General features: G+C 65.3%; 14 protein-coding genes. 5 read left to right on the top strand and 9 right to left on the bottom strand.

Annotation, left to right across the window (positions count from 1 at the left end):
• Window positions 1–31 precede the first annotated feature (31 nt).
• The 6 genes from N0B15_RS12475 to N0B15_RS12450 are packed head-to-tail and all read right to left on the bottom strand — an operon-like array spanning window position 32 to window position 5535.
• On the bottom strand, window positions 32–1054 hold the full coding sequence (locus N0B15_RS12475; RefSeq protein ID WP_263020036.1) for a phosphate signaling complex PhoU family protein: 1023 nt from the start codon (window positions 1052–1054) through the stop codon (window positions 32–34).
• Window positions 1055–1061: 7 nt separating this feature from the next.
• Window positions 1062–1721: a phosphate signaling complex protein PhoU gene (gene phoU / locus N0B15_RS12470; protein ID WP_263020035.1), complete on the bottom strand. Its 660-nt coding sequence runs from the start codon at window positions 1719–1721 to the stop codon at window positions 1062–1064.
• 2 nt (window positions 1722–1723) lie between these two features.
• On the bottom strand, window positions 1724–2572 hold the full coding sequence (gene pstB / locus N0B15_RS12465; RefSeq protein WP_263020034.1) for a phosphate ABC transporter ATP-binding protein PstB: 849 nt from the start codon (window positions 2570–2572) through the stop codon (window positions 1724–1726).
• A gap of 18 nt (window positions 2573–2590) precedes the next feature.
• Window positions 2591–3490, bottom strand: coding sequence for a phosphate ABC transporter permease PstA (gene pstA / locus N0B15_RS12460; RefSeq protein WP_263020033.1), 900 nt, complete (start codon window positions 3488–3490; stop codon window positions 2591–2593).
• Window positions 3487–4476, bottom strand: a complete 990-nt coding sequence (gene pstC / locus N0B15_RS12455; protein ID WP_263020032.1) for a phosphate ABC transporter permease subunit PstC — start codon at window positions 4474–4476, stop codon at window positions 3487–3489. Before pstC ends, pstA begins: the two co-directional genes overlap by 4 nt.
• A gap of 15 nt (window positions 4477–4491) precedes the next feature.
• Window positions 4492–5535 carry a PstS family phosphate ABC transporter substrate-binding protein gene (locus N0B15_RS12450; protein WP_263020031.1) on the bottom strand — a complete coding sequence of 348 codons (1044 nt, stop codon included), beginning with the start codon at window positions 5533–5535 and terminating at the stop codon, window positions 4492–4494.
• A gap of 318 nt (window positions 5536–5853) precedes the next feature.
• On the opposite strand from N0B15_RS12450, the gene N0B15_RS12445 reads away from it, so the two are divergent.
• The 4 genes from N0B15_RS12445 (at window position 5854) to pstB (N0B15_RS12430) (ending at window position 8758) form a co-directional block, all read left to right on the top strand.
• A complete protein-coding gene (locus tag N0B15_RS12445) occupies window positions 5854–6069 on the top strand; it encodes a DUF7511 domain-containing protein (protein WP_263020030.1) in 216 nt (71 codons plus the stop codon).
• A 118-nt stretch (window positions 6070–6187) separates the two neighbouring features.
• The gene (locus N0B15_RS12440; protein ID WP_263020029.1) at window positions 6188–6634 is read left to right on the top strand and encodes an arsenate-mycothiol transferase ArsC; all 447 of its coding nucleotides are present in this window, start codon (window positions 6188–6190) and stop codon (window positions 6632–6634) included.
• 53 nt (window positions 6635–6687) lie between these two features.
• Window positions 6688–7773 carry a DUF7973 family transport facilitator gene (locus tag N0B15_RS12435; protein ID WP_317618606.1) on the top strand — a complete coding sequence of 362 codons (1086 nt, stop codon included), beginning with the start codon at window positions 6688–6690 and terminating at the stop codon, window positions 7771–7773.
• 124 nt (window positions 7774–7897) lie between these two features.
• Window positions 7898–8758, top strand: coding sequence for a phosphate ABC transporter ATP-binding protein PstB (pstB, locus tag N0B15_RS12430; RefSeq protein WP_263020028.1), 861 nt, complete (start codon window positions 7898–7900; stop codon window positions 8756–8758).
• 208 nt (window positions 8759–8966) lie between these two features.
• On the opposite strand, the gene N0B15_RS12425 is transcribed toward pstB (N0B15_RS12430), so the two are convergent.
• Window positions 8967–9359, bottom strand: a complete 393-nt coding sequence (locus tag N0B15_RS12425) for an ArsR/SmtB family transcription factor (protein ID WP_263020027.1) — start codon at window positions 9357–9359, stop codon at window positions 8967–8969.
• A 149-nt stretch (window positions 9360–9508) separates the two neighbouring features.
• Here N0B15_RS12425 and phoU (N0B15_RS12420) point away from each other — a divergent pair, with 149 nt between their 5' ends.
• A complete protein-coding gene (phoU, locus tag N0B15_RS12420) occupies window positions 9509–10180 on the top strand; it encodes a phosphate signaling complex protein PhoU (protein WP_263020026.1) in 672 nt (223 codons plus the stop codon).
• Between the two features lie 36 nt (window positions 10181–10216).
• On the opposite strand, the gene N0B15_RS12415 is transcribed toward phoU (N0B15_RS12420), so the two are convergent.
• Window positions 10217–10810, bottom strand: coding sequence for a DUF7344 domain-containing protein (locus tag N0B15_RS12415; RefSeq protein WP_263020025.1), 594 nt, complete (start codon window positions 10808–10810; stop codon window positions 10217–10219).
• 294 nt (window positions 10811–11104) lie between these two features.
• The gene (locus N0B15_RS12410) at window positions 11105–11764 is read right to left on the bottom strand and encodes a helix-turn-helix domain-containing protein (RefSeq protein ID WP_263020024.1); all 660 of its coding nucleotides are present in this window, start codon (window positions 11762–11764) and stop codon (window positions 11105–11107) included.
• Window positions 11765–12037: the final 273 nt, after the last annotated feature.

Below are 12037 nucleotides of genomic sequence, written 5' to 3'. Positions count from 1 at the left end.
CAGTCCCTGCTGTCGTCGGAGGCGGCGTGGCTCACCCGCCACCGTCGCCAGCAGCCTCGAGAACCGATCCGTGGGCGGTCGCGTCGACGACGTTGACGCCGTAGAGCGCCGTCCGCCGGAGACTCTCGAGGACGAGCCCGTAGGCGTACGACTCGGCCGGTGTCTCGACGACCGCATCCGAACGGAACGCCGCGTCCGCGCGCTCGAGCGCGCTCTCGGCGCGAGATGCCTCCGCGAGCGCCCGCTCGTGCTCGCCAGCCAGCGCCAGCTCGACGACGTCTCGTGCGGCGGTGGCCACCTGCGAGAGGTGGTCGGCGACCGGTGGCGTGGACGGCGCAGGCAGGCCGTCGACCTGACGGGCGATCCGTTCTGCGTGGTCGGCGACCCGCTCGAGCTGGCGTGCGACGTCGTACGCCTGGAACGCACTCGAGCGGTCGATGTCGAAGCGGTCGACTTCGTGGACGTCGACCAGGCCGCGGTGAAAGCCGCGGGCGACGAACGCGAACAGCCGGTCGACCTCGTCGTCGCGTTCGACCACCCGCTGTGCGAGGGCGTCGTCGCCGGTGAGAACCGCCTCGAGCGCGTCGTCGAGCATCTCGAGGGCGAGGGTGCGAAGCTGGGCGACCGTCTGGGGGAGCGAGACGTCCGCCGGGTCGAGAAGGTCGCGTGCGACGATCACGTCCGGACGCTCGTCGACCACCTCGAAGCCGACGAAGGTGCCGATCGACCGGACGAACCGTCGGCGCAGGCCCTCGTCGATCCGGTCGACGCCGACCAGGTCGATGCGGTCGGAGCCGCGGACGTAGGCGGCGGTTATCCGGCGGAACGCCAGCTCCGGTGACGTCTCAGCCACGTCGATCACCGTCGAGCGCTCCCCGTCGTCGATGGGCGTCGGCGCGATGAGCAGCCGGTCGCTCGAGGGATACACCTGCATCGACATGCCCGACTCGAGACCGTGGCTGCGTGCCCACGCCTTCGGAATCGAGATCACGTACGTCGAGCTCCCGGTGAGCTGTACCTTTCGCGTCACCGCCTCCGGCGTGTACTGGCTCATCGGGGCGTCAGTAGATCAGCTCGTCGTCGTTCTCGACCATGTAGAGCACTCTGGCGGCGACGTTGACGGCGTGATCGCCGACGCGCTCGACGTCACGGATCGTGAGAAACATTCGTCTGACGTCCGCGAATGTGGTCTCGTCGGCGACCTCGGTCTCGATGAGGTCGCGAACCACGAGGTCGCTCGCGCGTTCACACCGGTCGTCGACCTCGTCGTCGCGGGCGGCGACCTCACGAGCGAGCGCCGTATCTCGAGTTTCGTACGCCGTCATCGCCGACCCGACCATCGAGAGCGCTTCCTCGCCGATGTAGGAGATGTCGATGTCGGGGTAGCGGTTGCGTTCCGCCTGCAAGGTGTACTGCCCGAGGTTCGTCGCGAGGTCGGCGATTCGCTCCAGATCGGTGATGATCTTGAACGAGGCGGCGACGAAGCGCAGGTCACCGGCGACCGGCTGCTGGAGGGCGAGGAGGTCGATACACGCGCCCTCGAGTTCGAGGTACCGCTCGTTGACCTCGGCGTCGCCGTCGATGATCGTCCGGGCGAGCGCCTCGTCTTTGTACGTGAACGCCTCGAGGCTCTGGGCCGTTCGCTCGGTGACGAGGTCGGCCATCTCGAGGACGCGTCGCTCGAGGTCCGCGAGCTGGTTCTGGTAGGATTCACGTGGCATGGCTATCCGAACTTGCCGGTGATGTAGTCCTCGACGCGGTCGTTCTCGGGGTTCGAGAAGACTTCGTTGGTGTCGCCGAACTCGACGAGGTTCCCGCCGGTGAGGAAGACGGCGGTCTTATCGGAGATACGGGCGGCCTGTTGCATGTTGTGGGTGACGATCACGACCGTGTACTCGCGCGCGAGGTCCTCGATGAGATCCTCGATTTTGGCGGTGGCGACGGGGTCGAGTGCCGACGCTGGCTCGTCCATGAGGATGACCTCGGGATCGGTGGCGATGGCGCGGGCGATACAGAGACGCTGTTGCTGGCCGCCCGAGAGCTCGAGTCCCGACTCACCGAGGCGGTCTTCGACCTCGTCCCAGAGGGCAGCCCCGCGAAGCGCCTCCTCGATACGCCCGTCGACGTCGTCGGTCTTTCCCTGGACGCGAAGCCCGTAGGCGACGTTGTCGCGGATCGACTTCGGAAACGGGTTGGGCTTCTGGAAGACCATGCCGATCTTCCGCCGGAGGGCGACCGGATCGACGTCGGCGTCGTAGACGTTCTTGCGGCGGAAGTAGAGGTCGCCGTCGACGCGGGCGACGTCGATGAGGTCGTTCATGCGGTTGATCGAGCGGAGGAAGGTGGACTTGCCACAGCCGGAGGGACCGATCAGCGCGGTCACTTTCCGTGCCGGAATCTCCATATCGATGCCGTCGAGCGCCTGATCCTCGCCGTAGTAGACGTCGAGACCGCTCGAGCGGATCACCGTCTCGTCGGGTCGGCTCGAGCGGTCGTCGCGTGACTCCGTCGAGAGCGCTGTGTCGATCGTCGAACTGTCTTCGGATTCGGCCGTGGTGGATGCGTGTGACATGGGTCTCGTCTGGTGGTGTTAGAGGTCCGTTTCGTACCGGTTTCGCAGGAAGACGGCCGCGGCGTTCATGCTCAGCATGAAGGCGAGCAGGACGACGATGCCCAGTGCGGCCAGGTGGTGGAAGTGTGGCTGTGGCTGGGCAGCCCAGATGTAGATCTGTGAGGGCATCGCGCTGAAGGTGTCGAACGGTCCCGGCGGCGTCCGGGCGGTGAACAGGATACCGACCATGATGATCGGGGCGGTCTCACCGATCGCTCGAGCGAGCGCGAGGATGGTGCCGGTGAAGATGCCGGGCATCGCCGCGGGCAGGACGACGCCGCGGATGGTCTGCCACCGGGTCGCACCGGTGGCGAACGAGCCGTGTCGGAGACCGTCCGGGACGGCTCTGAGCGACTCCTGGGTCGCGACGATGATGATCGGCACGATGAGCAAGGCGAGCGCGATGGCACCCGCGAGCAGGATCGATCCGGTGCCGATGCCGTTGACGATGGCGGCGAGGACGAGCAGGCCGTAGACGACGGAGGGGACGCCCGCGAGGTTCGCGAGGTTCGCCTCGATGAGTCGCGTGATCCGGGTGTCGGGGGCGTACTCTTCGAGGTAGACGGCCGAGCTAACGCCGATGAAGAAGGCCATCAGCGTCGTCAGAATCATCAGCCAGACGGAGGCGGCGATTGCGGCCATGAAGCCCGCGTCTTCCGGGTCGCGACGCGCACCCTGTGTGAGGAAGTGGACGATACTGATGTCGAACTCGACGATCCCGGCGACCGACTCGTAGACGACGTCCGCGAGCAACAACACCAGCGCGACCACGCCGAATAGGGAGGCGCTGATACAGAGCCCGAGGAAGAGCCGATTTTTGAGTTTCTCCCAGCGCAGGCTGTCGTCGGTGTGTAACGATTCAGCGGTGTCGTGGCTCATTGGTACACCTCGCGGTAGCGGCGCTTGATCCAGTCGTTGATCAGGTTCATCGTCAGCGTCATCACGAACAACACCATGCCGACGGCGAACAGGCTCTGGTACTCGACGGTCCCGACGGCGGACTCACCACGGGCCATCGACACCATGTACGCGGTCATGGTCATGATCTCGTTGAACGGGTTGCCGGTGATCTGTGCCTGCTGGCCCGCGGCGAGCGTGACGGCCATCGTCTCGCCGATCGCTCGCGAGACCGCGAGGATGTACGAGGCGAAGACCCCGGAGATCGACGCGGGTAAGACGACCCTGAGCGAGACGTCGAACTTCGTCGCCCCGAGTCCGTAGGCGGCGTTCCGGAGGTCGTCGGGGACGGCGGACATCGCGTCTTCGGAGAGCGACGAGACCATCGGAATCGTCATGACCCCGACGACGATACAGCCCGCCAGCAGGTTGTACCGGCCGGCGTTGTAGCCGAGGAGGTCACCCGCCGGCGAGATGAAAAACGGCGTCACGAACGAGATGGCGAAGAAGCCGTAGACGATCGTCGGGATCCCCGCCAGCACCTCGAGCGTCGGTTTGAGCTTCGATCGGACGCCGGGACTCGCGTACTCCGAGAGGTAGATCGCCGTCGCCGTCCCGATCGGAATCGAGACGAACGCCGAGCCGACGGTGATCGCGAGCGTCCCGTAGACGATGGGGAGGATGCCGTGAGACGGCCGGGCGTGATCCGGTGCCCAGCGCGTGCCGGTGACGAACTCGGTGAGCGAGACCTGCTGGTCGAGCGTCGCACCGAGAACCGCTTCGTGGAGCTTCACGCCGTAGAAGTAGCTGAAGCCGTTGTCCACCAACACCGCAAAAATGGCGAGCGTCGTCACGACGGTGATCGCCGCACACCCGAACAGCGTCCGGCGGACCCGCCGGTCGCGAACGCGATCAGCCCGCGCAACACCGGCCGTAATCGCGGTGTCGCTGTCTGTGTCTGTACTCATTACCGGTGTCCCTCGTTAGACGTCCGGCTGTACGTCGACCTGGTCTTCGACGCCGAGGTCTTCGAGAACGGCGTCGAGTTTGTCGTGGTTCTCCTGGGGCATCTCGGGCGGGGAGGCGTAGAATCCCTCCTGCGGGGCGAACTCGCGCTGGCCGTTGAAGTAAAAGCGCGCGAACGAGCCGATCAGGTTCGGGCGGTCCTCGAGCGAGTAGTGGCTGAGGAAGATGAACAGCGGCCGAGCCATCGGCGAGTAGACACCGTCTTCGATGTACTCCTCTTCGGGGGGGTAGAACTCGCCGTCGACGTCGCTCTCGACGGGAACGGCTTCGATCGGCTGGTCGTCGGCGATGGCGTGGTAGTAGCCGACGCCACCCCAGCCGAAGGCGTACTGGTTGCCCGCGACCGCGTCCATGATCTCGTTGGTCTGGCTGGTCGCGGAGTAGTCGTCACGGATCAGGCCCACTTCGCCGATGATGTTCTCGGTGAAGTAGTCGAACGTCCCGGAGGCGGAGTCTCGTGCGTGGAGGAGAATCTCCTCATCGGGATACTCGTCGCGGATGTCACTCCAGAGTTCGATATCGGACTCGAACTCCCAGACCGCCTTGAGTTCGTCGAGGGTAATCTCCTCGAGCCAGTCGTTCTCGGCGTTTTTCACGACCGCGAGACCGTCGGTGCCGACTTCGAAGTAGTCCCAGCCGACGCCGTTTGCCTCGGCGTCCGCTCGCTCCTCCTCAGAGATCATTCGGCTGGCACTCTGGACGTCGGAGTTGCCCTGGACGAACTCGGAGAAGCCCGCGCCAGTCCCCTGCGGGTCGACGTCGACCGAGGCGTCGGGGTACTCGTCCATGAACGTCTCCCCCGCACGGTCGGTGATCGGCGCGACGGTGTTGCTCCCGGTCGCCGTGATGGTGCCCGAGATGCCGTCACCACCGTCGTCGTCGCCACCGAAGCTACTCGTACACCCGGCGAGACCCGCGACGCCAACGGTCCCGGCCGCCGCGATGAACGACCGTCGCGATACACCGGCTACACGCTCCCATTCGGACTGATTGTCCGTCATCGGCCGAGCAGATGGATGAGTCGAATAAATACGATGCTATGACCCCTATTGTGAGTCTCGAGTGGTGTCATATGGCTATGTATTCATATATATGCCTACAGTGTGGCCGAGAGGCACGCTCGAGCGATGGGGCGGCGAGGGGAACGGAAGACGCCGCAGAGGGCCGACGACGTACCGCCGACGGACCGCTCGTTGGCTGTCCCTGCAGCAAGTGAGGCTCAGTCGAGATATTGAGACCTCGATAGTACACTTAGCAGCGTCTATGTAACCCCTCTTCCGAGGCGAGCACAGCGACGCGTCGACCGTCGTCACCCCACCATGACCACGATACCGACCGACCCGACCGACGGCACGCCAGCCGAGTACGAGAGCGACACCGGTGCAGAATTCGAACTCGAGTCGATCGTCGTCAGATACGAGACGCGAGCCGACCGGTGTACCGTCTACCCACGCGAGCGAAGCGAGGCAGAGGTGCTCACGGCCTGGCTCACGGCGGACGTCGACGCGTTCGTCCTGCTCGAGGAGATGTGGTGAGAAGAGGTAACGAGCCGGCGATTCTCGGTCCCCAGAGCGGATGCGCCGAGCCGGCGGTTGGGCTGTCTCGAGGGGCGTTTGGGAACATTCATATGAAAGATATCCCAATCGAATTTCGATGAGCGACGAAACCCAGGCGGCGACTCGAGTCGCGTTGATGTGCGTCCAGAACGCCGGGCGCAGCCAGATGGCGAGCGCGTTCGCCGAACGCGAGCGCGAGGCGCGGGGACTCGGCGAACGGGTCGACCTCGTCAGCGGCGGAACGAACCCGGCCGAGCACGTCCACGAGGTCGTGGTCGACGCGATGGCCGAACGCGATATCGACCTCGCAGACCGGACACCCCAGCGGGTGACGGAGGCGGAACTCGCCGCCTGCGACTACGTGGTGACGATGGGCTGTTCGACCCTCGAACTCGACGCCGAGTCCGAAACCGAGGTCCGCGACTGGGCGCTCGCCGACCCCCACGGCGAGCCACTCGAGACCGTCCGCGAGATCAGAGACGAGGTCGAGAACCGCGTCACGGTGCTGTTCGACGAGATCGAAGCGAGCCTCGACGATTCCTGAACGCGAGTGGGCGCGCTCGAGCGCCGAGGTGACTCGAGACGGGGGGTCCTGACGTGTCGTTCGCAGACCTCTGGGCGCTCGAGATGCTGCTCGCGGCGTTCGCGGGCGGGGCGTTCGGCGCGGCCATCGGCGCGCTCCCGGCGTTCACCTTCGCCGGATTCCTGGTGATCGCCGGTGAAACCTACGCGATGCTCGAGCGAAACCTCGGCGTGAGCGTCGAGGCGGCCGGACTCGGCTCCGTCGCGATCACCGAGTCGATCGCCCTGGGCGTCGTCTTCGGCCCACACGTCAGCTTCGGTGGTGGTGCGGCCGCGGCCGCCTACGCCGCCAAACGCGGCTATCTCGACACCGGCTTCGAGTACCACGAGGCGAAGAACGTCGTCCAGGGACTCGGCACCCGACCCGACGTGCTCCTCGTCGGCGGTGTCTTCGGGATCGTCGGCTACTGGATCGCGAGCGCCTCTGCCGCGCTCTCGGCGCCCTGGGGTCCCGTCGCGATGGGCGTCGTGCTCTCGGCGCTCTGTCACCGTCTCGTCCTCGGCTACAGCCTGATCGGGGCGACGCGCGGGAAGTTACTCGACATGCGCCCGTTCGAGAACGGAACCGCGCGCTCGAGCGAGCGAGGGAGGGACAGGCGGTCGGCGACCGACGGCGGCCGGCTGCTCGTCGAACCGTGGCTCCCCTACCAGTACAAGTGGGCGAACGTGACGGTGCTGGGTGCGGTCGTCGGCATCCTCGGCGCGTACATCGCCTACGTCACCGGAAGCGCGTTCCTCGCCTTCGGTATCAGCGTCGCCACGCTCGTCTACATCAACGCTGGCGTGGCGAAGATACCCGTGACCCACCACATCACGCTCCCGGCGAGTACGGCCGTTCTGGCGGTCGTCGGCGCACCGATGGGAGAACTCACGCCCGAACTCGTCGCCGCGAGCATCTCGCTGGGAGACGCGCTGCTCCTCGGCGCGGCCTTCGGCGTCGTGGGCGCACTCGCCGGCGAGGTCACCCAGCGAATCTTCTACGCCCACGCCGACACCCACCTCGATCCACCGGCGGCGAGCATCGTCCTCACGTCGTTTCTCATCGCCGTCCTCGCGATGGCTGGCGTCTTCGCCAGCGCCGTCTGGATTCCCCACCCCTGAGGGTGGTGGCCCACACCACCCCAAGCTCGAGTGAGTGACGGACAGAGGGGCGTCGGCAGCCCGGTGAAACGCGCTCGAATCCGGAACAGGTAACTGCCTCAGCGACAAGGTTGACTCGACCGGCATGAGCACGAACGAACCCGAGTCCCAGCCGTTTACCGCGGCAGCGGACGACGCTCCGGCGAGTGAGGCGACGGGCGAGCGGAAACCGGCCGGGGGATCGTCCAACCCGGACCAGACCGTCATCAGTTCGCGCGGTCTCGACGTCTACTACGGCGAGGACCAGGCGCTCCACGGGATCGACATGGACATCCCCGAACACCAGGTGACCGCGCTGATCGGTCCCTCCGGCTGTGGCAAGTCCACCTTCCTCCGCTCGATCAACCGCATGAACGACCTCATCGACGTCGCTCGCGTCGACGGTGACCTCTACTTTCACGGGAAGAACGTCTACGACGAGGACGTCGATCCCGTCGCCCTCCGACGCAAGATCGGCATGGTCTTCCAGAAACCCAACCCGTTCCCCAAGAGCATCTTCGACAACGTCGCCTACGGGCTCCGCGTCCAGGGCAAAGACGACGACGTCGAGGAGAAAGTGCTCACCGCACTCGAGCGTGCCGCCATCTTAGACGAGGTCGAAGACCGCCTGGACGAGTCGGGACTCGAGCTCTCGGGCGGCCAGCAACAGCGCCTCTGTATCGCCCGTGCAATCGCCACCGATCCGGAGGTCATTCTCATGGACGAACCGGCCTCCGCGCTCGACCCCGTCGCGACCTCACAGATCGAGGACCTGGTCGAGGAACTCGCCGAACAGTACACGGTCGTGATCGTCACCCACAACATGCAACAGGCCGCCCGCATCTCCGATAAGACCGCCGTCTTCCTCACCGGCGGCCACCTCGTCGAGTTCGACAACACCGACAAGATCTTCTCGAACCCCGAGAACGACCGCGTCGAGGACTACATCACCGGCAAGTTCGGCTGAACCACCACCGCCAGTTCGTCCGCGTCCCCGGTCGCCGTTTGCTATCCGCTGGCCTGTCAGTCACGGCAGTGAGCACAGCACCGGCTGGCAACCGACAGTGAGCGTCCGTCACGGCTCCCCGGCGACCCACCGCACATGTGAACAGGTACTGAACAGCAGCCGCTGGTGAGCCACGAGAAGGATGCGTGAGAGAGAACCGCCACCGAGGTCACGGGCGCGTCCCGTCGAGTGCGGCGACGAGGGCGATGGCGCGCGGGGTCGGGGCGTACTTTCGCCACTTCCCGTCTTTGTGGCGGGTGACGAGTCCCGCGTCGTGAAGCTGTGAGAGCGCGTGGCTGACCGCGCTCTGGCTGACCTCGAGTAGGGGGACGAGTTCGCAGACGCAGAGGTCCTCGTCGGCGGCGATCAGGAGGCGAACGATGGTGTAACGAGTCTCGTTCGCGAGCGCAGAGAGCGCCTCGAGGTCGACGGCGCGCGCCGACGCGGTGTGTCCCTCGTCGAGGGTGACAAGCTGTTGCATACGGGCTGTGACGTCGTCGTCCCGACACGCACCGAGTTCGTCCTCGAGATAGCGACGGAGACGGTCGTCCGACTGGCTCATAGCAAAACGGTTGTAGCTCTCTTCAAGTAAGTGTTCTCTCGGCCAGCTCGGAAACGGCGAGTGAATCCGGGCCGACAGAGCCAGAATCAGCCGACGCCGCCGACCGCGTGGGCGCAAGCTACATCACGGATGGCACGCTGTCCATAGCTATGGCCAGAAAGTCGTACCAGGAACAACTCGAGGGACTTCGCGAGGACGTCTGTTACATGAGCGAAGTCGTGATGGAGCGCCTCCGCATGGGTCTCGACGCCCTCGAGCAGAAAGACGAGGCGGTCGCCAGAGAGGTCATCGAAGGCGACGGCGAGATCAACCGGATGTACCTCGGACTCGAGCAGGACTGCATCGACCTCCTCGCCCTCCAGCAACCGGTGGCGAGCGACCTGCGCTTCATCGCCGCCTCGTTCAAGATCATCACCGATCTGGAACGAATCGCCGACCTCGCCGTGAACCTCGGCGAGTACACGCTCGAGGCCGAACGCGACCTCTTTCCCGACGTCGACGTGCAGGCGATGGGTGAACTCACCCTCGAGATGGTCGACGACGCGACGGAGGCGTACAACACCGAAGACGTCGACGCGTGTCGCGACCTCGCGAGTCGCGACGACGACCTCGACCACTTCGCCGAGCGCGCGAGCGAAATCGTCGTCCGCGACCTCATCGAGCGCGAACTCGACTCACACGACGAGGTGGAACTCCTCTTACAGGACGTCTCACGGCTCTTGCTCACGATTCGCGACTTAGAACGCGTCGGCGACCACGCCGTCAACATCGCTGCACGCACGCTCTACATGGTCGAGAACGACGACGAACTCATCTACTAACTGGCGAGAACTCGTTCGAGCGCCGTCACGGCACGCTCAACGGCCGATGTGTGTCTCGTAAGCGTGGACGGCCGTCACGAGTGCGACGATGGCGATGGCCAGAGCGCCAGCGACGCTCCCCGAGAGCGGGAGGTAGCCGGCCGACGCACTCGCGAGGACGAGCGCACCGGCACCGATCGAGAAGGCGTACCGACGCGGCCACGGGTCACGAAGTGGAGCCGTCGCTCGCTCGGCGTGATCGAGAAACGGATCGAACCGGGCGGCCAGCGGCGCCCGCTCGACGATGCCGCGATCCTTGTCGTAGTCGACGATGCCCTCCTCGTCGAGTTTGGGGAGGTGCGACTGATACAGCGAGATGTAGACGCGCTGGCGCTCGCTCGAGGAGAGGCGCTCGATCGTCGTCTCCTGTTCCCACGCCGCGACCTGCTCTGCGAGGTCGCGCATACGGACGGCCGTGCCAGCGTCGCGAAGGTAGCGCAACACGTCGCGCCGGCGCTTCGTCTGCAAGATGTGAAAGATGTCGTCCGTAGAGAGCGCACTCGAGGCGTCCTCGGCGTCGGTCTCGTCCGGCCGAGAGTCACCCACGCCGCGGTCCTCGAGTCGGTCCAGGACGGAGTCTGCGAGAGTCATCGAACCTGATACGTTACATCACCCGCGGAGTATATAAATGGGGCGACAGGTACGGAGGTGGTGTTTAGTTTAGCTCGATCCGCCGGTCCGTTGGCCGCGAACGCCCAGAAAGCCCCACCCAGCGGCGGTTGGTCGGCTGGTTTTCGCCTCACTAAACACGACAGGTACAGACGGGACGCCTGGTCGGCCACAGCCCACGCCCACAGCGTAGTAGTCGACGGTTCGACGTTCCCCACACCGGCGAGTTCGAATCCGACCCCCGCACCGACGTCGTGCGCTCACGGATCGGTAGGATCAGGTTTCGATTCTGGTGGGTGACGTCCGCCCGGCGAGTTCCGCGCTCACCAGCGCGGCGTGGCTGCGCCTGAGCCGTTCGGAGAGCGCCTGGTGTGAGATGTCGAGTTCGGCCGCCAACTCCTCGAGCGTCACCCGCCGCGGCACGTCGAAGTAACCCAGCTCGTGGGCCGCGACGATGGTCTCGTACTGCGTACTCGTCAGCGCCTTGTGCCCCTCCGAGGGATCACCGAACGGCGTCACCCGCGTCACTTCGGTGGTGAAGTCGTACTGCCTGAGCAGCGTGTGCGCCTCCGAGAGCGCGGCGTGATCGTGGAACAGCAACTCGAGCGTCCACCGTCCACTGCGGCCGCTGGCGTCGAGAATCGCGCCGTCGTTCGCCGAGACGAGCTGTTCGAACAGCTTCACACTCGCGGCGAACTCCAGCCGGAACAGCCAGCGCTCGTCGCCCGTCTCCGTCAGACAGGCGAGGACCTCGACGGTCGGGTCCGCCTCGAGTGCCGAGCGGATCGCGTTACGGCTCGCGCCGGACACCCACACCAGCGGCGGTGCGTCCCCGATCATCCCCGCAATCTGGAACTCGAACGAGCCAAGGCGGTCGAACGTCTGGGCGAACCCCAGTCTGTCGGCCGGAATCTCGAGTTCGACGACTGTCGTCATCACCGCCCTCCACCACAATCAGCTATAGACCCGTTTGGTTTGCGGAAGTGTTTCCCGATACCACAGAACGTTGATAGTCACTCGACAGAGAGTCTTTTCGCGAATGATACGAGTAGGGAGTCGGTACCGTCGTCTGAGGCGCTCGAGCGCCAGACACATATAGAAAATAAAGGCTCTGGTGAATCGCCAGACTGCGCCGACTTGATCCGTCAGAACTAGGGAGTTGAAGCGGGAAACGGCGGATGTCTATGTCCAAGATTTCCCGCTTCACTG

The sequence above is a fragment of the Natronobiforma cellulositropha genome, from assembly GCF_025629245.1.
Lineage (GTDB): Archaea > Halobacteriota > Halobacteria > Halobacteriales > Natrialbaceae > Natronobiforma > Natronobiforma cellulositropha.
Note: the sequence above shows the minus strand (reverse complement) of the source record. Positions and strands in the feature narration are given on the sequence as shown.